Source organism: Actinokineospora xionganensis, assembly GCF_014323725.1.
Classification (GTDB): domain Bacteria; phylum Actinomycetota; class Actinomycetes; order Mycobacteriales; family Pseudonocardiaceae; genus Actinokineospora; species Actinokineospora xionganensis.
Genome location: NZ_JABVED010000022.1, coordinates 14,430 through 34,977 on the forward strand (window position 1 = coordinate 14,430; position 20,548 = coordinate 34,977).

At 69.6% G+C, this 20,548-nt stretch carries 20 protein-coding genes and 1 pseudogene; 14 read left to right on the forward strand and 7 right to left on the reverse strand.

The window, feature by feature from the left end; all coding sequences use genetic code 11:
- Positions 1-28 precede the first annotated feature (28 nt).
- Entirely contained in the window at positions 29-1,198 is a 1,170-nt protein-coding gene (gene coaE, locus GPZ80_RS27705) for a dephospho-CoA kinase (RefSeq protein WP_187224041.1), read from the forward strand.
- Positions 1,199-1,326: 128 nt separating this feature from the next.
- On the opposite strand, the gene GPZ80_RS27710 is transcribed toward coaE, so the two are convergent.
- Positions 1,327-1,749 carry a hypothetical protein gene (locus GPZ80_RS27710; protein WP_187224042.1) on the reverse strand — a complete coding sequence of 141 codons (423 nt, stop codon included), beginning with the start codon at positions 1,747-1,749 and terminating at the stop codon, positions 1,327-1,329.
- A gap of 345 nt (positions 1,750-2,094) precedes the next feature.
- Here GPZ80_RS27710 and GPZ80_RS27715 point away from each other — a divergent pair, with 345 nt between their 5' ends.
- From GPZ80_RS27715 to GPZ80_RS27725, 3 genes are read left to right on the forward strand one after another with little or no spacing between them, the layout of a single operon-like run.
- Positions 2,095-2,277 carry a hypothetical protein gene (locus tag GPZ80_RS27715; protein WP_187224043.1) on the forward strand — a complete coding sequence of 61 codons (183 nt, stop codon included), beginning with the start codon at positions 2,095-2,097 and terminating at the stop codon, positions 2,275-2,277.
- A gap of 44 nt (positions 2,278-2,321) precedes the next feature.
- Positions 2,322-2,693: a YciI family protein gene (locus GPZ80_RS27720; protein ID WP_187224044.1), complete on the forward strand. Its 372-nt coding sequence runs from the start codon at positions 2,322-2,324 to the stop codon at positions 2,691-2,693.
- The gene (locus tag GPZ80_RS27725; RefSeq protein WP_187224045.1) at positions 2,690-3,952 is read left to right on the forward strand and encodes an RNA polymerase sigma factor; all 1,263 of its coding nucleotides are present in this window, start codon (positions 2,690-2,692) and stop codon (positions 3,950-3,952) included. The genes GPZ80_RS27720 and GPZ80_RS27725 overlap by 4 nt, the downstream gene beginning before the upstream one ends.
- A 130-nt stretch (positions 3,953-4,082) precedes the next feature.
- Here the strand turns inward: GPZ80_RS27725 and GPZ80_RS27730 are convergent, their stop codons facing one another.
- Both GPZ80_RS27730 and GPZ80_RS27735 read right to left on the reverse strand, forming a co-directional pair.
- Positions 4,083-4,604 (reverse strand): ribonuclease FAU-1 family protein, encoded by a 522-nt coding sequence (locus GPZ80_RS27730; protein ID WP_187224046.1) that lies wholly within the window; start codon positions 4,602-4,604, stop codon positions 4,083-4,085.
- A 145-nt stretch (positions 4,605-4,749) separates the two neighbouring features.
- Positions 4,750-5,313, reverse strand: coding sequence for a ribonuclease FAU-1 family protein (locus tag GPZ80_RS27735; protein ID WP_187224047.1), 564 nt, complete (start codon positions 5,311-5,313; stop codon positions 4,750-4,752).
- Between the two features lie 130 nt (positions 5,314-5,443).
- Here GPZ80_RS27735 and GPZ80_RS27740 point away from each other — a divergent pair, with 130 nt between their 5' ends.
- The 6 genes from GPZ80_RS27740 (at position 5,444) to GPZ80_RS33035 (ending at position 13,893) form a co-directional block, all read left to right on the forward strand.
- Positions 5,444-6,772 (forward strand): DUF5685 family protein, encoded by a 1,329-nt coding sequence (locus tag GPZ80_RS27740; RefSeq protein ID WP_187224048.1) that lies wholly within the window; start codon positions 5,444-5,446, stop codon positions 6,770-6,772.
- A gap of 71 nt (positions 6,773-6,843) precedes the next feature.
- A complete protein-coding gene (locus GPZ80_RS33880) occupies positions 6,844-9,276 on the forward strand; it encodes a molybdopterin-dependent oxidoreductase (protein ID WP_312880618.1) in 2,433 nt (810 codons plus the stop codon).
- The gene (locus GPZ80_RS27750; protein WP_187224050.1) at positions 9,269-9,832 is read left to right on the forward strand and encodes a TetR/AcrR family transcriptional regulator; all 564 of its coding nucleotides are present in this window, start codon (positions 9,269-9,271) and stop codon (positions 9,830-9,832) included. The genes GPZ80_RS33880 and GPZ80_RS27750 overlap by 8 nt, the downstream gene beginning before the upstream one ends.
- Positions 9,833-9,863: 31 nt before the next feature.
- Entirely contained in the window at positions 9,864-12,023 is a 2,160-nt protein-coding gene (uvrB, locus tag GPZ80_RS27755; RefSeq protein WP_187224051.1) for an excinuclease ABC subunit UvrB, read from the forward strand.
- 90 nt (positions 12,024-12,113) lie between these two features.
- A complete protein-coding gene (locus tag GPZ80_RS27760) occupies positions 12,114-13,172 on the forward strand; it encodes an LLM class flavin-dependent oxidoreductase (RefSeq protein WP_187224052.1) in 1,059 nt (352 codons plus the stop codon).
- Between the two features lie 46 nt (positions 13,173-13,218).
- A complete protein-coding gene (locus GPZ80_RS33035) occupies positions 13,219-13,893 on the forward strand; it encodes an ArsR/SmtB family transcription factor (RefSeq protein WP_246477553.1) in 675 nt (224 codons plus the stop codon).
- A gap of 3 nt (positions 13,894-13,896) precedes the next feature.
- On the opposite strand, the pseudogene GPZ80_RS27765 reads toward GPZ80_RS33035, so the two are convergent.
- The 3 genes and pseudogenes from GPZ80_RS27765 to GPZ80_RS27775 all read right to left on the reverse strand — a co-directional run.
- A pseudogene (locus GPZ80_RS27765) lies at positions 13,897-15,102 on the reverse strand (MFS transporter); the annotation flags it as partial.
- Positions 15,103-15,186: 84 nt separating this feature from the next.
- Complete coding sequence (locus tag GPZ80_RS27770; RefSeq protein WP_187224054.1) at positions 15,187-15,984, reverse strand: alpha/beta fold hydrolase; 798 nt, start codon at positions 15,982-15,984, stop codon at positions 15,187-15,189.
- Between the two features lie 26 nt (positions 15,985-16,010).
- Complete coding sequence (locus GPZ80_RS27775; protein ID WP_187224055.1) at positions 16,011-16,163, reverse strand: hypothetical protein; 153 nt, start codon at positions 16,161-16,163, stop codon at positions 16,011-16,013.
- Between the two features lie 178 nt (positions 16,164-16,341).
- On the opposite strand from GPZ80_RS27775, the gene GPZ80_RS27780 reads away from it, so the two are divergent.
- Positions 16,342-17,166: a crotonase/enoyl-CoA hydratase family protein gene (locus GPZ80_RS27780; RefSeq protein ID WP_187224056.1), complete on the forward strand. Its 825-nt coding sequence runs from the start codon at positions 16,342-16,344 to the stop codon at positions 17,164-17,166.
- Positions 17,167-17,327: 161 nt separating this feature from the next.
- Here the strand turns inward: GPZ80_RS27780 and GPZ80_RS27785 are convergent, their stop codons facing one another.
- Positions 17,328-18,632 (reverse strand): FAD-binding oxidoreductase, encoded by a 1,305-nt coding sequence (locus GPZ80_RS27785; protein WP_187224057.1) that lies wholly within the window; start codon positions 18,630-18,632, stop codon positions 17,328-17,330.
- Positions 18,633-19,085: 453 nt separating this feature from the next.
- Here GPZ80_RS27785 and GPZ80_RS27790 point away from each other — a divergent pair, with 453 nt between their 5' ends.
- The 3 genes from GPZ80_RS27790 to garA all read left to right on the forward strand — a co-directional run bounded on the left by GPZ80_RS27790 (position 19,086) and on the right by garA (position 20,506).
- Positions 19,086-19,295, forward strand: a complete 210-nt coding sequence (locus GPZ80_RS27790; RefSeq protein WP_222719964.1) for a hypothetical protein — start codon at positions 19,086-19,088, stop codon at positions 19,293-19,295.
- Positions 19,296-19,319: 24 nt separating this feature from the next.
- Complete coding sequence (clsA, locus tag GPZ80_RS27795) at positions 19,320-19,922, forward strand: cardiolipin synthase ClsA (RefSeq protein ID WP_187224058.1); 603 nt, start codon at positions 19,320-19,322, stop codon at positions 19,920-19,922.
- A gap of 131 nt (positions 19,923-20,053) precedes the next feature.
- Positions 20,054-20,506 carry a glycogen accumulation regulator GarA gene (gene garA, locus GPZ80_RS27800; protein WP_091375509.1) on the forward strand — a complete coding sequence of 151 codons (453 nt, stop codon included), beginning with the start codon at positions 20,054-20,056 and terminating at the stop codon, positions 20,504-20,506.
- Positions 20,507-20,548 lie beyond the last annotated feature (42 nt).

A 20,548-nucleotide genomic window follows, 5' to 3' on the forward strand; every position in this document is an offset into this window, starting at 1 on the left:
CCGCGCGCCGGCTGGGAGACTGGTACGCATGTTGTATGTCGGCCTCAGCGGCGGAATCGGGTCCGGGAAGTCCACTGTGGCCGGCAGGCTGGCCGAGCACGGCGCCTACGTCGTCGACTCGGACAAGATCGCTCGGGAGGTCGTCGAGCCCGACACCGCGGGCCTGGCCGAGTTGGTCGCCGCGTTCGGCGACGGGATCCTCGCCGCGGACGGTTCACTCGACCGGCAGGCGCTGGCGTCGATCGCGTTCGCCGACGAGCAGTCCAGGCAGCGGCTCAACGCGATCGTGCACCCCAGGATCGGGGCGCGGACGTCCGAGTTGATCGCGCAGGCGCCCGCCGACGCCGTCGTCGTGCAGGACATCCCCTTGCTGGTGGAGATCGGCATGGCGCCCGTGTACCACCTGGTGATCATCGTGGACGCGCCCGTGGAGGTCCGGGTGCATCGACTGGTGCACTCGCGGGGACTCGTGGAGGCCGACGCGCGCGCCAGGATCGCCGCGCAGGCCACGGAGGAGGCCCGGCGCGCGGTCGCCGACGTATGGCTCGACAACAGCGGACCCGCCGACCAGGTGCTCGCCGCGGTCGACGAACTCTGGGCCGACCGGCTCGTCCGCTACGAGGCCAACGTGCGCCTGCACCGCCACACGCCGCGTGGTGCGCCGCGACTGGTGCCCGCCGACCCGACCTGGGGCGCCCAAGCCCAGCGCGTGCTCGCCCGGCTGCGGCTGGCGGCGGGGGAGAAGGCCCTGCGGGTCGACCACATCGGGTCGACGTCGGTGCCGGGACTGGCCGCGAAGGACGTCCTCGACTTGCAACTCACGGTGGCCGCGCTCGACGACTCGCTGGACGAACCCCTTGCCCGGGCTGGGTTTCCGCTCCTTCCCGGCTTCGATCACGACACCCCGCACGACGGTTCGGCGCCTTGGCCCAAGCGCACCCACGTCGGGGCCGACCCGCTGCGCTGGGTCAACGTCCACGTCCGCGAGCAGGACTCGCCCGGCTGGCGGGTCGCCCTGCTGATCCCCGCCTGGCTGCGCGCCGACGACGCGGCGCGCGAGGAGTACGAGCAGCTCAAGCGCGACTTGGCGGACAGGTTCGACTCGATCCCCGAGTACGGCGCGGCCAAGGACGACTGGTTCGCCCAGGCGATCCTCCGGGCCGAGAACTGGGCAGACGAGACCGGCTGGACGCCCTGAGATAACCGCCGTTCGGCAAGTCGGGTCCTCGCATCGCGTGGTGAAACGGCCGGAGGGCGGTGGCATCCCATGTTGGGACCGCTGCTCACGCCCTCCGGCCGTTCTGGGTCGGTGTTCGCGCGTCGACGTCAGATACGGGTCATGGTGGAGGGATAGCCGCCTCCGCCGGGGTAGACCCATTCGCCGGTGACGGTGCTGTCGTCGGTGTTGAAGGTGCCTTGGTAGTAGGCAGGGCTGCCTTTGGCGCCGCCCCAGATGGTGAGTGTGTCTCCGGTGAGTTCGTAGACGTAGTCGAGGGTGTTGCCGGTCGAGTCGTAGAACCGGGAGACCACGTCGGTGCCGGTGGGTTCGCCGAACGGGCGGAGGTTGCCGATCACCTCGAGGCCGGTGACGGGTTGGCCGTACTGGGTGAGGTCGACGTGCTGGAGCAGGAAGAACTGGCCGGGCATCCATTCGTACCGCACAGTTCCCTCGGCGCCGCCGGTCACGGTCCAGGTGCCGACCAGGCGGTCCAGGGCCTGCAGTTCCGCACTGGGCTGGATTTCGTTCATCTTGTCCTCCTCGGTGGAGTGCTGGATGGGGTGTTCGCCGTTACCTCGGAGCCGGCGCGCGCGTCTCGACACCGAATGTTCGTGACTCGGATCACATTCGAGGCGTGTCGAGATCCGGGGATCGGTCACGAGGTTGCGCGAGACCCCACCAACCACAGCAGGAGGAAGCCATGACCACCCTCTCCGCGCCCACCGTGGCCGCCGCTTCTGCCGGCGGTCGCTCGGTGTCGCCCCTGCTGCTCGCGGGGGCGTTCGCCGGGCCTGTGTTCGGCAGGCGGGCACTGCTGATCTTGACCGGATTCTTCGGCGGCGGTCGCGTTCACCGCGCTGGCCGTCGCGGCGATCGTGCGGACCGCGCGGTACGCCCGCCGACGGCAGGTGGGGCAGGCCGTGCTGAACGGCGCCGTCGCGCTCGTGCTGCTGCTGCCTGTGTCGCCGGAACACATGAGCATCCATCTCGCGGTGAACGGCCTGGTCGCCCGCACCTGGACGACCCTCCTCGCGATATCCCTGCGGCGCACCGCCTGACCTCGGCATACTGTTGCCGACACGATCAACAAAAGGAACCTGTGATGAAGTACCTGCTGCTCGGCTACACGCCGGCCGCCGCCTGGGACGCCGACACCGCCGACATCCCGTCCGAGGAGGCCATGGCGGCGTTCGCCGCCTACCAGGAGTTCGAACAGGAACTACGCGAGACCGGCGAGTTCGTCAGCAGCGAGGGCCTCGGCCACCCCGCGGTCAGCACCACCGTCCGCAGGACCGCTGACGGTGTGGTGGCGACCGACGGGCCGTTCGCCGAGCTCAAAGAGGTCCTGGCGAGCTTCGCCGTCATCGACGTCGCCAGCCACGATCGCGCCGTCGAGATCGTCTCGCGGATCGTCGACGCGCTGGGCGAACCGATCGAGATCCGCCCGATCATGGGCGACGACTTCGGCGCATGACCCACCCCGCCGGGGATGTCGAGCACCTGCTGCGCACCGAGGCGCCGCAGGTGCTCGGCGCGTTGGTGCGGCGCTTCGGCCACTTCGATATCGCCGAGGACGCGGTGCAGGAAGCGCTGTTCGCCGCGAGCCGGAAGTGGCCCACCGTCGGCGTGCCGGAGAACCCGCGCAGCTGGCTGATCCGCATCGGCTACCGGCGGATGGTCGACCTGCTCCGCTCCGACCAGGCCCGCCGCCGCCGCGAGCAGGAAACCGGCATGGCCGAACTGGCCATGCACGAACCCACCCGCCAGGCGGGCCTACCACCGCAGACCGACGACAGCCTCACCCTGCTGCTGCTTTGCTGCCACCCCACGCTCAGCCCCACCTCCCAGGTGGCGCTCACCCTGCGCGCGGTGGGCGGCCTCACCACCGCCGAGATCGCCCACGCCCACGGCACCACCGAGAACACCATGGGCACCCGGATCAGCCGCGCCAAACAACAACTGGCCCGCGCAGGCGCCCGCTTCACCCCACCGACCGAAGCCGATCGGGACAGCAGGCTCACCGCCGTGACACAGGTCCTGTACCTGATCTTCAACGAGGGCTACACGACCTCGTCCGGTGATGAGCTCACCCGGGTCGACCTGACCGCCGAAGCGATCCGACTCACCCGCATGCTCCACGCCACCCTGCCCTCCGACGATCCGATGACCCCGGAAGTGACCGGCCTGCTCGCGCTGATGCTGCTCACCGAATCCCGACGTCCCGCCCGCACCGGCGGCGACGGCGAACTTGTGCCGCTGGAGGAACAGGACCGGACACAGTGGAATCCCGGCCTGATCCGTGAGGGCACAGAACTCATCGACAGCGTCTGGCACCGCCGTGAAACCGGCCCGTACCAACTGCAGGCGGCGATCGCGGCCGTGCATGCCGCCGCCCCCTCACCCGAACATACGGACTGGCACCAGATCGCCGCGCTCTACCTGTGGCTGGAACGGTTCACCCCCACCGGCCCAGTCCGGTTGGGCCGCGTCGTGGCAGTCGCCAAAGCCCATGGACCAGCGCGAGGCCTGGCACTGCTCGACGACCTCAACCAACACCACCGCCTGGACGAGGACCCGCTCACCCGGCAACGAGAACGCGCCGTCCGCGCGCACCTCCTCCAACTCACCGGCAACACCGCCGCCGCGGCAGAGCTCTACCGCGAGGCCGCCACGTTGACCGACAACCAAGTCGAACAGAGGTACCTGCTGAACAAGGCTCACAACCTCGATTAGTCGTGACGATCTTGTCGAGCCGCAGTCCGTCGGCGGCGGTATCGAGCGGGCCGAGGATGCCGAGCCGCAACCCGGGCGTCACCAGTGAAAAGTACGCCCACGGGGCCCGAAATCCGAGAGGCCGGTTCGATCAGTATGGCGGCCAGACCTCGAAGATGTGCTTGTAGGCCAGCCATGACGACAGGTCGTGGCGGAAGCGGCTCAGTTCTTCGAGGGTCTTGTGGACCGTGCACAGCGCCAAGTCCGCGTCGCCGACTCGGAGGACCAGGCCCGCGACCGCGGCCGCGAACTCCTCCGAGCGCACGATGCGGGCCGTGGCACCGTTTCCCGGTGCGGCCAGCCCCAGAAGCAGGTCCGTTGTCCGCCAGTAGCGGCCGTCTCGCAGCACCCGGACGGCGGTCAGGACGCTGGGTCCGCCGCGCGCGTGCCTGGAACGGGGCTTCTGCTGGGTCAGCCGCAGGTTCAGGTCGGGGAGCAGCCAGGTGACTTCGGTGTCGGAGAACGGGTCCTCGGGGGTCGGGCACTCCATGCGGAGACCCCAGCGCTCGATCTGGCACGTCCGGAGGTTGCGTGACATCCCGGACGAGTAGCTGCGTGTTGCGCTCACCGTGTCGACTATGTCGACCAGTTGCGGCGTGATGGCCGTGCCCACGCGGCCCGAGGGTAGTCGGCAGTATCCGTTCTGTGATCATCGGGACCGATTCGTTATGTCACGACTCGTGTTCACCCGGATATCTATCGGGCGAAATAATCACCCGATCCGCTAATGGTCTATTGACCCGTTAGCCGGCCTCGCGCTAGCGCTTTCGCCATGAGGTCGTGATACCCAAACCGTTGAGCCAACCGTCGACGTCGTAGGCGTGGCGCGAGATCCCGTCGACCGTGCGATGGGTGCGTTCAAGGGCTCGCTGCGCCGCCGACTGGTCGATCAGCTTGATCCGCAGCGCCGCGAGCAACTCGTCGGTGTCCTCGACGCGGAGGTCGTGGCCGGTGCGGACCAGGATGTCCAGGTACAGGTCCTTGGTCCGCCAGATCGGCCCGTCGGTGATGTCGACGATGTCGATGTAGAAGTCATGGCCGAGGTCGAAACCAGGGTTGGCCTGCCATTTCGACACCCGCAGACCCAACTCGGGCAGCAGCAGCGACTCGAAGTAGGCGATTCGTCGGTGGCCGTCGACCGGCCGCGCCATGTAGAGCCCGTGCTCTGTGTGGCGGTATTCGTCGACCGTGCGGACGAAGCCTTTGGGATCGATGTTCGTCATCGCCTCGACGTCGAAGAGCTCCACCTTGGGTGGGTGCACCTCGTGGTGGCGGTCGTCGCGGCGGGCGATGGGGACGGGCACCGGGAAGTTCGCGGCCATTGGCCCATCGTGCCTACTCCACCCGGTCGCGGCACAGCCTTTTCCGTGGGTTTCCGACGTCCGATCGGGTGAATCCCGCTAGGCTCCCGCGGACTCGCCGTGGTGTTCTCGAAAGGACAGTCGCGCTCACATGTTCGGAATCCTGCGGCCCTGTCGCCACCGTCTGCCCGGCGACCTCGCGAAAACCTGGCTCGCCCATCTCTGCGGCCTCTGTCTCGCCCTTCGCGACGACCACGGCCAACTCGCGCGCACCGTCACCAACTACGACGGGCTGGTGATCTCCGCTCTCGTCGAGGCGCAGGCGGCCACCGCCCGGCGTCGGATGGCCGGACCGTGCGCGCTCCGGGCGATGAAACCGACGTCGGTCGCCGAGGGATCCGGCGCCCGTCTCGCGGCCGCCGTCTCGCTGGTGCTCGCCTCGGCGAAGATCAACGACCACGTCGAGGACCGCGACGGCGTGTTCGGCCGCCGCCCGGTCGCGGGCGCGGCACGGCGGATGGCGACCCGCTGGGCCCGCCAAGGTGACAGAACGGGGGCCGACATCGGATTCTCGACCGCGGTCCTCCTCGACGCCGTCGGACGCCAGGGCGAGGTGGAATCCGCCCTGGGCCTCGGTTCCTCCGTGCTGACGGCGACCGAGCCGACGGAGTCCGCGACCTCGCGGGCCTTCGCCCACACCGCGCTGCTCGCGGAGCGGCCGGAGAACATCGCACCGCTGAGCGAGGCGGGGAAGCTCTTCGGCCGTGTCGCCCACCTGATCGACGCCGTGGAAGACCTCGAAACCGACAAGGTCTCCGGTGCCTGGAACCCGCTGACCGCGACCGGCACCAGCGTCGAAGAGGCCCGGCGGCTGTGCGACGACGCCGTCATGGGTGTCCGGCTGGCCCTGTCCGAGGCGAGCTTCAGCGACTCGAAACTGGTGCACGCCCTGCTCGTCCACGAATTGGGCGCCGCGGTCGGCCGCACCTTCAGGGCGCACTACCCGCAAGGTCCGCAGGGCCCGTACGGCCCGCCGGGGCCCAACGGGCCGTACGGCCCGTCGCCGCAGCGTCATGGCGCACCTGGCCCGCACCAGGGGCATGGACATCAGCCCTATGGGCAGCAGGGATGGCAGCGTCCCGGTCCGCCGCTGCCCCCGATGAGCGCCGGGCCGCCGCCTCCCGGGGCGACCGGCCCGGAGGGTCCGCCGCCCCCGCCCAAGAAGGGCCGCAAGGGGCGCGACATCTACGAGCCGTCGCGCTGCCTGTGCTGGAAGTGGCCCAAGCTCAAGCCGGTACCGCGGAGCCGAGGGGTGATCCTCGGCTGCGCGGCCTGCCTCTACGAGTGCGGGACCTGTCAGCAGTGCTGCCGCGATCCGTTCCCCGGGCCGTGGAGCGGCAAGCCGCACGACGCGTGCGGCGACTGCGACTGCGGTAGCTGTGACAACTGCTGCTGCGATTGTTGCGATTGCAGCTGCTGATCCGGCCTTGACCGATGCCTACTCGTCAGTGATTATGACAGCTGTCATAGTCGCGGCGTGGAGGTGTGCTCGTGGACGAGTCCAGCTGGCAGAAGAGCGCGTGCATCCTCTGTGAGTGCAACTGCGGTATCGAGGTCCAGGTCCAAGACCGGAGCCTGGCCAAGATCCGCGGCGACAAGTCGCACCCCGGTTCCGAGGGCTACACGTGCGAGAAGGCGCTGCGCCTCGACCACTACCAAAGCCGGACAGTGCGGCTGACCAGCCCGCTGCGCAGGCGCGCCGACGGCTCGTACGAGGAGATCGACTGGGACACCGCGATCACCGAGATCGCGGCTCGCCTCAAGGCTGTCCGCGACACCCACGGCGGCGACAAGATCTTCTTCTACGGCGGTGGCGGACAGGGCAACCACCTTGGCGCCACCTACAACAAGGCCCTGCAGGGCGCGGTGGGGGCGAAGTACCAGTCGAACGCGCTCGCCCAGGAGAAGACCGGCGAGATGTACGTCGACGGCAGGCTCTACGGCGGCCACACCAAGGGCGACTTCGAGCACGCCGAGGTCGTCGTCTTCGTGGGCAAGAACCCGTGGCAGTCACACAGCTTCCCCCGCGCCCGCCCGGTCTTGAAGCAACTCGCCGCCGACCCCGAGCGCACGATGGTGGTCATCGACCCGCGGCGCAGTGAGTCGGCCGCGATGGCCGACATCCACCTGCAGGTCCGGCCCGGCACCGACGCGTGGTGCCTGGCCGCGCTCGGCGCGATCCTCGTCCAGGAGGACCTGGTCGACCACGCGTTCATCGACGACCACACCACCGGCGCCGAATCGGTGCTGGCCGCCTACCGCGAGATCGACGTGACGGACTACGCGAGCCGGTGCGGTGTCCCCGAGGACTTGCTTCGCGAGACGGCGCGCCGCATCGGTACCGCGAAGAGTGTCTGCACGTACGAGGACCTCGGCATCCAGCAGGCCCCGCACAGCACGCTGTCGTCCTACCTCAACAAGATGCTGTGGATCCTCACCGGCAACTTCGCCAAGCAGGGCGCCATGTTCCTGCACTCGTCGTTCGCGCCGCTCGCGGGCGGACCTGCCGGGGGCTCAGGCGGGCCGCGCCGCCCGAAGAGCCCTGTCCAGCGTGCGGCCGCGACGGCCACGGACCTGGCTGCCGCGGCGGCCCTCCGGCTGCCCGCCGTGCTGCCGGACTTCCTCGCCACCCGCCTGAGCGCACTGCTCCAGCCCTCGGTCGCGAAGGTCGCGGGTGGCGGCTCAGGCGGCAAACCGGGTGGTGGCGGCAGGCGCACCCCGGTCACGAACGCGCGCATCATCGCGGGGCTCGTGCCGTGCAACTCGATCGCCGAGGAGATCCTCACCGACCACCCGGACCGGTTCCGGGCGATGTGGATCGACAGCGTCAACCCCGCGCACTCGCTGGCCGACTCCGCGAGCTTCCGCGAGGCGATGCGGACACTCGACCTGACCGTCGTCATCGACATCGCGATGACCGAGACCGCGCGCCTGGCCGACTACGTGCTGCCCGCGTCGAGCCAGTTCGAGAAGTGGGAGTGCACGTTCTTCAACGTCGACTTCCCGCGCAACGTCTTCCACCTGCGCGCGCCGGTCATGTCGCCGCTGCCGGGCACGCTCGCGGAACCGGAGATCTACACGCGGCTGATCCGCGAACTCGGCGTCGTCGGCGATAGCGTCCTAGAGCCGCTGCGTCGCGCCGCCCGGCGCGGTCGCAAGCAGTTCGCGCCGGCGTTCTTCACCGCCGTGGGCGCCAACCCGAAGCTGATGCCGCTGGCGCCCTACCTGCTGATCGAGACGCTCGGGGAGACGTTGGCCGAGGGCGCCGCCGGAACGGCGTCGCTGTGGGGCGCCGCGCAGCTCTGCGCGATGGCCAACCCCAAGTCCGTGCGCCGCGCGGGCTTCGAGGGGTCCGGCTTCGAACCGGGCGACCAGCTGTTCGACGCCGTGCTTCGCGGGGAGGGCGTGGTGTTCACGCTCGACGACTACGAGCACGCCTGGGACTACGTGCGCAGGCCCGACCGGAAGTTCACTCTCGAGGTCCCCGAACTGCTCGACCGCGTGCGCGCGCTGGCGCACGAACCGAGTTCGTGGGTCACGGAGGAGTTCCCGTTCGTGCTCTCGGCGGGGGAGCGGCGGTCTTTCACCGCGAACACGATCATCCGCGACCCGTCCTGGCGCCGCCGCGACGCCGACGGCGCGCTGCGGCTGAACGCGGCCGACGCCGCGGGCCTGGGGGTCGAGACAGGGGACAGGCTGCGGGTGGTCACCGAGCGCGGGCAGGCCGAGGCGGTTGTCGAGGTCTCGGACATGATGCAGGCGGGCCATATCTCGCTGCCCAACGGCATGGGGCTCGACAACGGCACCCCGAAGGTCACCGGGGTCGCGCCCAACGAACTGACCTCGCTGCACCACAGGGACTTTCTGGCGGGCACGCCATGGCACAAGTACGTCCCGGCCCGCCTGGAGCGCATCCATGCCTAGGTCGCCGCGGGACGCCATGATCGACAGCGCTGTCGTGCTGTTCCGGCAGCGCGGGGTCGCCGACACCTCCCTGCGCGACGTCGTCGAGCACAGCGGCGTATCGCGGGGATCGATCTACCACCACTTCCCGGGCGGCAAGGAGGAACTTGCCCTCGCGGCCACCGAGCGCGGCGGCGACTTCATCGGGAACCTGCTTGAGCGGCTTCTGGGGGACGTCGACGGCGATAGGGCGGTCGCCGCGTTCGTCGACTACTGGACTTCGGCCATGACGAAGGCCGATTTCGTCGACGGCTGCCCGGTCGGCGCCGCCGCTCTCTCGTCCGAGGAGACAGCGTCGGCCCGCGACGCGGCGGGACGCGCGTTCGCGCGTTGGGAGTCGCTCCTGGCCGCCGCGATAGCCCGCCGCGGCGTCCCGGCCGAGCGCGCGGCGACGCTGGGCACACTGGCGATCGCGAGCATTGAGGGAGCGCTGCTGATGTGTCGGGCGCGGCGCGACACCGAGCCCCTGACCAGGGTGGGCGTCGAGCTGAGGGCCCTGCTCAAGCTGTCCGACTGAGATTGTCGGTGGGGCCGCGTACTGTCGAGTTGTGGCTTTTCCGACCGAGCACCCAGTCCTCGCGCACTCCGAACACCGACCCGTCGGCGACATCCCGCGCGCCGACGGGAAGTTCCGCATGGTGGCGGACTACTCGCCCGCGGGCGACCAGCCCGCGGCCATCGAGGAGCTGGAGAAGCGGATCAAGGCGGGCGAGCAGGACATCGTGCTGCTCGGCGCGACCGGCACCGGCAAGTCGGCGACGGCGGCCTGGCTGATCGAGCGGGTGCAGCGGCCGACGCTGGTGATGGCGCCGAACAAGACGCTCGCCGCCCAGTTGGCCAACGAGCTGCGCGAGTTCTTCCCGGACAACGCGGTCGAGTACTTCGTCAGCTACTACGACTACTACCAGCCCGAGGCGTACATCCCGCAGACGGACACCTACATCGAGAAGGACTCGTCGGTCAACGACGACGTCGAGCGGCTGCGCCACTCCGCGACGATGAGCCTGCTCTCGCGGCGCGACGTCATCGTGGTCGCCTCGGTGTCGTGCATCTATGGCCTCGGCACCCCGCAGTCCTACCTCGACCGCTCGGTCGGGCTCAACGTCGGCGGCGAGGTCGAGCGCGACGTGCTGCTCCGCGCGCTGGTCGACATCCAGTACGCGCGCAATGACATCGCCTTCGCCCGCGGCACGTTCCGCGTGCGCGGCGACACGGTGGAGATCATCCCGGCGTACGAGGAGCTGGCGATCCGGGTCGAGTTCTTCGGCGACGAGATCGACAAGCTCTACTACCTGCACCCGCTGACCGGAGACATCGTCCGCGAGGTCGACGAGCTGCGGATCTTCCCGGCAACCCACTACGTCGCGGGCCCCGAGCGCATGGAACGTGCCATCGGCGCCATCGAGGGGGAGTTGGAGGAGCGGCTGGCGACCCTGGAGCGCCAGGGCAAGCTGCTGGAGGCGCAGCGGCTGCGGATGCGCACGGCGTACGACATCGAGATGATGCGCCAGGTCGGGTTCTGCTCCGGCATCGAGAACTACTCCCGGCACATCGACGGCCGCGGCCCCGGCACCGCCCCCGCCACCCTGATCGACTACTTCCCCGAAGACTTCCTGCTGGTCATCGACGAGTCCCACGTGACGGTGCCGCAGATCGGCGGCATGTACGAGGGCGACATGTCCCGCAAGCGCAACCTCGTCGAGCACGGCTTCCGGTTGCCCAGCGCGGTTGACAACCGGCCGCTGACCTGGGAGGAGTTCGCCGAGCGGATCGGTCAGACGGTGTACCTGTCGGCCACTCCGGGCCCCTACGAGATGGGCCAGGCGGGCGGCGAGTTCGTCGAGCAGGTCATCCGCCCGACCGGTCTGATCGACCCCGAGGTCATCATCAAGCCGACCGAGGGCCAGATCGACGACCTGGTCCACGAGATCCGCGAACGCGCCGAGCGTGACGAACGCGTCCTGGTCACGACCCTGACCAAGAAGATGTCCGAGGACCTGACGGACTACCTGCTGGAGCTGGGGATCCGGGTGCGGTACCTGCACTCCGAGGTCGACACCCTGCGCCGCATCGAGCTCCTCCGCCAGCTCAGGCTCGGCGACTACGACGTCCTGGTCGGAATCAACCTGTTGCGTGAGGGCCTCGACCTCCCGGAGGTCTCCCTGGTGGCGATCCTCGACGCGGACAAGGAGGGCTTCCTCCGCAGCGGAACCTCCCTGATCCAGACCATCGGCCGCGCAGCCCGAAACGTCTCTGGCCAGGTCCACATGTACGCCGACCGGATCACCGACTCGATGCAGCACGCGATCGACGAGACCAACCGCAGGCGCACGAAGCAGATCGCGTACAACACCGAGCGCGGTCTCGACCCGCAGCCGCTCCGCAAGAAGATCAACGACATCCTCGACCGCGTCCTGAGCGAAGCCACCGACGACGACTCGGTCCCCGTCGGCGGCTCCGGCCGCAACACCTCCCGAGGCAAGCGCGCGGCGGGGGAGCCCGGCAACGCCCGAAGCGCGGGCATCGTCGGCGGCAAGGACGTCAAGTCGATGCCCCGCGCGGAACTGGCGGACCTGGTGCAACAGCTGACCGACCAGATGATGAACGCGGCCCGCGACCTCCAGTTCGAACTGGCCGCCCGCCTGCGCGACGAAATCCACGACCTCAAGCGCGAACTCCGGGGAATGGACGCGGCCGGGATCAAGTGACAGCCTTCGGCGTGCGTCGACCGTCAGTGCGGGAATAGGCCCGCCCCACCCCTTGTTTGAGAGTTCAACTACCAATAGGGGAGTGGGGCAATGGGCTACGAGATCCTGGGCACGCGTCAGGAGCCCACGTTCGGGCTGGACACCTTCGGCGACGTGGAGAACGGCGCCGACGGCGAGCTGGTGAGCCAGGCGGAGGCGATCCGCCAAGTCGTGGCCGAAGGCGTGCTGGCCGACCAGGTCGGTGTCGACTACTTCGGCGTCGGCGAGCACCACCGCGCCGAGATGGCGGTGTCCTCCCCGGACGTGGTCCTCGCCGCGATCGCCGGTCAGACTGACAGGATCCGGCTCGGCACCGGCGTGACCGTGTTGAGCTCCGACGACCCGGTCCGCGTGTACGAGCGGTTCGCCACCCTGGACGCGGTGTCGCGCGGGCGCGCGGAGGTCACGCTGGGCCGCGGATCGTTCACCGAGTCCTTCCCGCTCTTCGGGCACTCCCTGGCCGACTACGACGTGCTGTTCGCCGAGAAGCTCGACCTGTTCACCCACCTGCAGGACGAGAAGCCGGTCACCTGGCGCGGATCCGTCCGGCCGCCACTGGAGCAGGCCCAGGCGTACCCGGTCACCGAGTCGGGTCGGCTCCCCGCGTGGGTCGGTGTCGGCGGCACGCCGCAGTCCGTCGTCCGGGCCGCCGCCTACGGGCTGCCGCTGGTGATGGCCGTGATCGGCGGCTCGCCGGAGCGGTTCGTTCCACTGGCCGAGCTGTACCGGCGGGCGCTGGCCGAGGCAGGCCACCCGGACCTGCCGGTCGCCATGCACAGTCCTGGACACCTCGCCGAGACCGACGAACTCGCGCGGGCCCAGCACTTCGCCCACCACCAGGCAGCGTTCGCCAAGATCGGCGCCGAGCGCGGGTGGGCGCCGATGACCCGCGCTGACTACGACGCGATGGCCGGCCCACGCGGCGCGCTGTTCGTCGGGTCGCCGGAGACCGTCGCGCAGAAGATCGCCTGGTCTGTGCGTACCCTCGGCCTGTCCCGATTCCAGCTCAAATACGGCGTCGGCGGCCTGCCGCACGACCAGCGGCTTGAGTCGATCCGGCTCTACGGCGAGCAGGTCGTGCCTCGGGTCAGGCAGCTTCTCGGCGACTGACCACACTTCGGCCGCCGCCGAACCGTCCACAGGGCATCCTGGAGCCATGTCCGCCCAAGGCCTGGCCAAGCTCGCCGCCCTCCTCGCCGACGAGACCAGGGCGGGCTTCTGCCTGGCCCTGCTCGACGGCCGGGCCTGGACGGCGACCGAACTGGGCAACGCCGCCGGGGTCGCCAGGTCCACCGCGTCTGAGCACCTGAGCAAGCTCGTCGAGGGCGGCCTGCTCACCGAGGAACGCCAGGGCAGGCACCGCTACGTCCGGCTGGCCGACCACGGCACCGCCGAACTCATCGAACTGATGATGACCAGGTTTTCGCCCGCGCCGACCAAGACCCTCAAAGCCGCCACCACCAACAAGGCCATGGCCGCCGCCCGCACCTGCTACGACCACCTCGCGGGCACCCTCGGCGTCGGGATCGCCGACGCCATGCGGGACAGGCGGCTGTTGGACACCAACCTCAGCCTCACCAAGGAAGGTGCGGCGTGGTTCGGCGACCTCGCGGTCGACCTGCGGTCAGGCAGCAGGCCCGTCGCCCGGGCCTGTCTCGACTGGACTGAGCGCAGGCCGCACCTTGCCGGAGCCGCCGGAGCCGCCCTGTGCGCCACGCTGACGACCCGGCGGTGGGTAGTCCGCGTCGGTACTTCGCGGGCTGTCCGACTGACCGACGCGGGCGGTGACGCGCTCTTTGGCCTCCTCGGCGTCCGGCTTGCGCCGCAGTGAACCGACGGCGGGCACCAAGCAGACCGCCAGGACAGCGGCGCCGACCAGGATCGCGGCCCCGGTGAGCGTGGTGGACACGCCGAACTGCTTCGCCAGCGGGCCCACGGCGATCTCGCCCAAGGGGATGGCGATGAACGAGCCGAGGGCGTCGTAGGAGTACACGCGGGCAAGGCGGTCCTGCGGAACGTTCTCCTGCAGCGCCAAGTCCCACGCGATGCCGAACTGCTCGACCGCGATGCCGCCGACGAACATCACCACGAGCAGCGGGATCATCAGCGGCGCGTGCGCCAGGACCACCAGCACCACCGACTGCGACCCGAGCAGCGCCGTGCCGAACAGCAGGGCCCGCGACGGTAGCCACCGGCTGGCCACGATGCCGCCGATCAGCGACCCGACGGTCTGCGCGCCGAGGACCAGACCCCAGGCGAAGCGTCCGATGGTCGAGTCGGCGATGGACGGTCCGAGCACGAAGACACCGGCCACCACGGCCGCGTTGATGACCATCAGGCCCGCCACCACAGACCAGACCCAGGACCGCGCGGTGAACTCGCGCCAGCCCGCCCGGATGTCGGCGAGCGGGCGGGTCGGGGCGGTCTCGTCGATCTCGGGGGCGTCGACCCGGGCGTAGCAGACGGCGGCGACCACGAAGACCAGCGCCGTCGCCGAGATAGCCCAGCCGGGACCGGCGAATGCGGCGACCATGCCGCCCAGTGACGCACCGGCGATCATGGCGGTGTTGACGCCCATCCGGACTACGGCGTTCGCCTGCCGGAGCAGGTGCGTGGGGACGGTCTGCGGGGTCAGCGCGGACGCGGCGGGCAGCGACACCGCGGAGACGGCGCCGTTGACCACGCTCAGCACGACCAGCATCGGCACGGTCGCGAACCCCATGAGGACCGCGGCACCGGTCAGCGCCTGCGACACCGCCGCGGCGATGCTGGCGCCCTGCAAAATCACCCCGCGCGGCAGCCGGTCGGCCAGCACGCCGCCCATGAGCAGCAGGGTCACGTTGGCGATCGAGCGGGCGCCGACGACCAGGCCCAGCGTGATGACCGACCCGGTCAGGTCCAACACGGCGAACGCGAGCGCGATGGGCGCGATGGAGTTGGCCAGGTAGGTCGCGACCCGGCCGGTCGCGAGCCTGCGGAACATGGTGTGCCGCAAGGGCTCGAACATACCCCGGGAAGCGGTGCCGGTCGTCGAGGTCATGGGCGTCCGTCATCGGTCGGGGATTCGGCCGCATGGAGTATGACGGTCCCCCGATCCACGTGCGGGTGGTTCAGCGGAATTCGATCAGGAAATGGTCTCCAGGAACCCGGTGATCCGACTGGTCAGCCGTTCCGGCCGCAAGCGCAGCTCCAGGGGGCTCTCCGCCTCGACGAACATCGAGTTGGGCAGCTCGTTGGCGAGCATGTCCGCGTCGCCGAAGGGGTGAATCGGGTCGCGCCGGTGTCCGATCACCAGGGCGGGCGCGGTGATCGCGGTGCGCAGCGCCTTCGGCGGGGCGATGCGGCCGAAGAAGATCCCGTGCACGGCCGCGGCCATCGCGGCAGGCTCCTGGCGCAGGGTGTCGGTGACGACGTCGACCCACTGGTCGCCGCTGGGCACCTTGTCCGCCAGCCACGCCACGCCACGGACCAGCGCGGGGAGGAAGCGCGCGGTGAACAGCAACGGGGTGAACGCCATCAGCCCGGCGACGATGGCGTTGTCCAGGACCGGCATCTCGACGACCAGGCCGAGGACGCGCTCCGGGGCCGCGACGGCGACCTCGAGGGAGACGTTGGCGCCCAGTGACGTGCCGCCGATGACGGCCTGGTCGACGCCGAGGTGGTCGAGCAGGGCCACGACCTGGGTGGCCCAGATGGACATCGAGTACTCCCAGGACCGGGTCGGGCGGTCGGACTCGCCGTGGCCGAGCAGGTCGAGGGTGATCACCCGGTAGCCCGCCTCGGCCAGCGACCTGGCCAGCGGCGCGTGCATGCGGCGGGTCATCAGCTGGCCGTGGGTGAGGACGACGAGCGTGTCGCCCGTGCCGAACTCGGTGTAGCGCAGGGTGTGTCCGCCGGTGGTGAAGGACCGCGCGAGTTCCATGCCGAGATGTTACTCGGCGGTATGGCTCATTCGGGCCGCCTGCGCCGCCCGGCGCCCGCCTTGGCCTCCGACTGCTCGGCGGTGTCCTGCTTCGGTTGTTCCGGCTTGGCCGAGTTCGCCGCCATCTCCCGCAGCAGTTCGTCGAAGATCGGCGTCGACATAGCGGTCTGGCCTGCCATGCGGGTCTCCCATCGCTCCCGTTTCAGACTCGGAATTTACCCCGCGCCCGGGTGCAGCCTGACAAACCAGGCCTTGCACGATCGGGGGAACCCCGCGGCGTGGCTTGACATACCGCGAGTAGAACCCCAGTCCCAGACGCAGGCAGACAACTGGTTACTCGTGAGTAATAATAGCCGCATGACAGAAAACCTGGTGTCCCTGAAAGTCGACGTAGCCGATCATGTGGCCGAGGTGACGCTGCTCGGTCCGGGCAAGGGCAACGCGATGGGACCGGACTTCTGGCGCGAGTTGCCGATGGTCTTCAACGCCCTCGACGCCGACCCCGACGTCCGCGCGGTCGTGCTCACCGGAAGCGGCGCGAACTTCTCCTATGGGCTCGACCTGCCCGCGATGATGGGCTCCTGGGCCGACATGCTCGGCCCGGACAGCCTGGCGGGCGCGCGGACCCGGTTCCTGGACACGATCCGCGACCTGCAGAACTCGGTCACGTCGGTCGCCGCGTGCCGCAAGCCCGTCATCGCCGCGGTCAGCGGCTGGTGCATCGGCGGCGGCGTGGACGTCATCGCGGCCGCCGACATCCGCCTGGCCAGCGCTGACGCCAAGTTCAGCGTCCGCGAGGTCAAGGTCGCGATCGTCGCCGACCTGGGCAGCCTGCAGCGCCTGTCCGGCATCATCGGCGAGGGCCACCTGCGCGAACTCGCCTTCACCGGCAAGGACATCGACGCCGAGCGGGCCCGCGCGATCAACCTCGTCAACGACGTCCACCCCGACCAGGCCGCGCTCCTCGACGCCGCCCGGGCGCTGGCCGCCGAGATCGCGCAGAATCCCCCGCTGGTCGTGCAGGGCACCAAGGACGTGCTGGGCCAGGACCGCGACCGCCGCGTCGCCGACGGCCTGCGCTACGTCGCCGCCTGGAACTCTGCCTTCCTCCCCAGCAAGGACCTCGGCGAAGCCGTCCAGTCCTTCCTCGAACGCCGCCCCCCAAACTTCACCGGCGAATAACCGCGCACCCCGACACGGTCGCGAGTCCCACGTTCCCGACAGTGAGGTCTACGTTCAGGACAGTGAGTTCTCATTTCGCGACAGCCGAGTTCGGTTGCAGCACCTGACTTGCGGGGGCTTGAGCGTCGCGAAATGAGAACTCACTGTCCTGAACGTAGAACTCACTGTCGGGAACGTGGGACTCGCGACCGTGTCGGGGACGAAACGAGGGTGGCGGGGTTGAGTAGGGCGGTGGGGTCGAAGGCTTGTTTGATGGCGGTGTAGAGGTCGCGTTCGGCGGGGGAGCGGGTGAGGTGTAGCCAGGGAGCCTTGGCGACGCCTATGCCGTGTTCGGCTGAGATGGTGCCGCCGTGGGCGGCGGCGGCGCGAAGCACGGCCTCGGTGATCCGGTCCTCATCCGCTCCCGCGCCGACCACGTTGACGTGGAAGTTGCCCTCGGCCAAGTGTCCGAAAAGGACCAATGTGCCGCTGGTGACGATCGAACGGATCTCCCGCTCGAACTCCGCGGCGGCCGCGGGAGGCACGCCGACGTCGAGTTTCAGCGGCGGGCCAAGGGAATTGACCGCGTCGGCGTGTCCCTCGCGCAGGGTCCACAGCGCTCGGCGGGACGGCTCGTCGACCGCCAGGGCCGAGTCGAGCACCCCGGGCAGGCCCTCGACGGCGGCGCCAAGCGGCTCGGTCGGGTCGGTGTCGTCCGAGCACTCGACCAGCAGGTACACCGGGTGTGGCACCGGAAACGGCGGTGGCACGTTCCGGTGGGCGCACACCAGTCGCGCGCCGTCGTCGTAGAACACCTCCGCCGAGGTCAACGAGGGCAGTGCTCGCAACGCCGTCACTGCGGCGACCGCGTCGTCAGTGGTCGCGAACGCCAGCGTCGCCGTAGCCTTGCAAGCGAAGGCCGGAATGAGCCGCAGCCGGACTGCGGTGATCACGGCAAGGGTGCCCTCGCTGCCGGTCAGCAGGCCCGCGAGGTCGTAGCCGGTGCTGTCCTTGTCCAGCCCCGAAAGCGTGCCCACGACCCGCCCGTCGGCCAGCACGGCCTCCACCCCGGCGACCTGTTGGCGCATCGGACCCCACCGCAGCACCCGCAGTCCGCCCGCGTTGGTCGCCACCATCCCGCCGACAGTCGCGCTGTCGCGCGAGGCGATGTCGACCGCGAAATCCAGTCCGGAACCCGCCGCGTGCGCCCGAAGCGCGGCCAGCGTGACGCCCGCGCCCGCTGTCACCTGCCTGCTTGCTCCATCGACCTCGCCGAGCGTGTCGAGCCGGGTCAGACTCAGCAGAACCTCGCCATGGTGGGCGATCCCGCCGCCGACAAGCCCGGTGTTGCCGCCCTGCGGGACCACCGCGACGCCCTCGTCCCGACACAGCCGCAGCACCTCGGCGACCTGGTCGCGGTCGGCGGGCCGGACGACGAATCGGGCGTGGCCGCGGTGTCTGCCGGTCCAATCCGTCGTGAAACCCATGCACACAGCCGCATCTGTGAGGACATGGTCGTCACCCACCGTCGAGGCAAGCCGCCGGACGAGGCTCACAGGTCCCCTTTCAGGGTGCGCAATGTAGCTCTGTGTGGGCCAGGAAGTGGAACAACTCCACCAGTCAGGCGTCCACTAGGTGAACAGGCTAACGAAGCCGATTCCGTGATCGACACTTCTGACGGAGGTGGGCGAGATGAGCGAGGCGATCTCGGAGTTCGAGCCCGAGTCGGGTCAGCCCGTACTGACCCAAAAGCATCCGCGTAGACTGCCCACCTTGCCCTGCAGCGTCGTGTGGAGCCGCGGGCGCGCCTACGTCCTGGAAGCTGTGGACGGGTACGCGTTCTGGGTCGGTTTCGACCGCTACGGCAGACCACAGTCGCTGAGTAGATCCGCACTCGAGCGGCAGGGTTGGACCCACCATCGTGCTGAACGGAAAACAGCGTGAACGACATCGCGGCCAGACCCGTGATCCGCAAGCCCCGCCCACTCCCGACCGTTCCCTGCAGCGTCGTGTGGAGCAAAGGCCATCCCTTCGTCCTTGAGCGGTTCGCGGGCACGGCCCGCTGGGTCGGCATGGACACCTACGGCAGGCCCTGCGCCCTGACCCCGACCGCGCTCGACAGCCAAGGCTGGTCGCACCGCCGAGCCTGAATCGGGCCGATTACGCTCCCGCTCATGGCCGCACGCGACGGGGAACCGTCTGACCGGGGATCCGATCGGGTCCTCACCATCCCCAACGCGCTCAGCGCGTTGCGCCTGGCCGGTGTGCCGGTGTTCCTGTACCTGCTTCTGGGGCCGCAGGCCGACGGGTGGGCCATCGCGATCCTGATGTTCAGCGGGTTCACCGACTGGCTGGACGGCAAGATCGCCCGCTGGCTCGACCAGGCCAGCAGGCTCGGCGCGCTGCTCGATCCGCTGGCCGACCGGCTCTACACCCTCGCCACGATCGTCGCGTTCGTCCTGCGCGACATCGTGCCGTGGTGGGTCGCGGCCGCCCTGATCGCGCGTGACGTGGTCGTGGCAGGCTGCGTCGCGCTGCTGCGGCGGCGCGGCTTCGGCCCACCGGAGGTGACCTACATCGGCAAGGCGGCGACCTTCAACCTGATGTACGCCTTCCCCCTGCTGCTGCTCGCCGAGGGCACCTCCACGCTGGCAGGCGTCGTCCGCCCGGTCTCCTACGCGCTGGCCATCTGGGGTGGCGCGCTGTTCCTCTGGTCGGGGGCGCTCTACCTCGTGCAGACGAGGGCGGCGCTGCGGCTCAAGACCGGAGTCGCGTAGCCAACCGCGCCCGCCGCGTGAGACGATCTTCGTTCGATCGTTCGGGCTGGAGGGGAGCCACCGGCCCGGCTGCTGATCGCGCACGGTACGTTGGCAGTGTTCAACGTAATAGGACAGCAGGAGGAGCTCAGGTGAGCACGAACGACGGGCCCGGCGTCCCGCCGGAGCAGTCTCCGGAGCGGACTTCCGTATTCCGGGCCGACTTCCTCTCCGATGTCGAGGGCACCCAGGCCCCGGCTCCAGAACCCGCGGTCGCGGGTGTCGACGCCCTGCCTGCCGGGTCGGCCCTGCTCGTGGTCAAGCGTGGCCCGAACGCGGGCTCCCGATTCCTGCTCGACCGCGACACCACCAGTGCGGGACGGCACCCGGACAGCGACATCTTCCTCGACGACGTCACCGTGTCCCGTCGCCACGCGGAGTTCCGCCGCGAGGGTGGCGAGTTCGTGGTGATCGACGTCGGCAGCCTCAATGGCACCTACGTCAACCGCGAACCGGTCGACCAGGCCGTGCTCGCCGGTGGCGACGAGGTCCAGATCGGCAAGTTCCGCCTGGTGTTCCTCACCGGACCCGGCGCGGGCGCCTAGTGGTTTGACTTATGGGCATTCGACCGTGACGGCGGCGCGGCC

What these genes read in the sequence shown, in the direction of transcription:
- GPZ80_RS27720 (WP_187224044.1), top strand. Translation starts at nt 2,322, where the DNA reads ATGAAGTACCTGCTGCTCGGCTACACGCCGGCCGCCGCCTGGGACGCC.
- GPZ80_RS27740 (WP_187224048.1), top strand. Translation starts at nt 5,444, where the DNA reads ATGTTCGGAATCCTGCGGCCCTGTCGCCACCGTCTGCCCGGCGACCTC.
- clsA (WP_187224058.1), top strand. Translation starts at nt 19,320, where the DNA reads ATGGCCGCACGCGACGGGGAACCGTCTGACCGGGGATCCGATCGGGTC.
- GPZ80_RS27770 (WP_187224054.1), bottom strand. Translation starts at nt 15,984, where the DNA reads ATGGAACTCGCGCGGTCCTTCACCACCGGCGGACACACCCTGCGCTAC.
- GPZ80_RS27785 (WP_187224057.1), bottom strand. Translation starts at nt 18,632, where the DNA reads ATGGGTTTCACGACGGATTGGACCGGCAGACACCGCGGCCACGCCCGA.
- GPZ80_RS33035 (WP_246477553.1), top strand. Translation starts at nt 13,219, where the DNA reads ATGTCCGCCCAAGGCCTGGCCAAGCTCGCCGCCCTCCTCGCCGACGAG.
- GPZ80_RS27775 (WP_187224055.1), bottom strand. Translation starts at nt 16,163, where the DNA reads ATGGCAGGCCAGACCGCTATGTCGACGCCGATCTTCGACGAACTGCTG.
- GPZ80_RS27760 (WP_187224052.1), top strand. Translation starts at nt 12,114, where the DNA reads ATGGGCTACGAGATCCTGGGCACGCGTCAGGAGCCCACGTTCGGGCTG.
- coaE (WP_187224041.1), top strand. Translation starts at nt 29, where the DNA reads ATGTTGTATGTCGGCCTCAGCGGCGGAATCGGGTCCGGGAAGTCCACT.
- GPZ80_RS27750 (WP_187224050.1), top strand. Translation starts at nt 9,269, where the DNA reads ATGCCTAGGTCGCCGCGGGACGCCATGATCGACAGCGCTGTCGTGCTG.
- GPZ80_RS27725 (WP_187224045.1), top strand. Translation starts at nt 2,690, where the DNA reads ATGACCCACCCCGCCGGGGATGTCGAGCACCTGCTGCGCACCGAGGCG.
- GPZ80_RS27710 (WP_187224042.1), bottom strand. Translation starts at nt 1,749, where the DNA reads ATGAACGAAATCCAGCCCAGTGCGGAACTGCAGGCCCTGGACCGCCTG.
- GPZ80_RS27735 (WP_187224047.1), bottom strand. Translation starts at nt 5,313, where the DNA reads ATGGCCGCGAACTTCCCGGTGCCCGTCCCCATCGCCCGCCGCGACGAC.
- GPZ80_RS27780 (WP_187224056.1), top strand. Translation starts at nt 16,342, where the DNA reads ATGACAGAAAACCTGGTGTCCCTGAAAGTCGACGTAGCCGATCATGTG.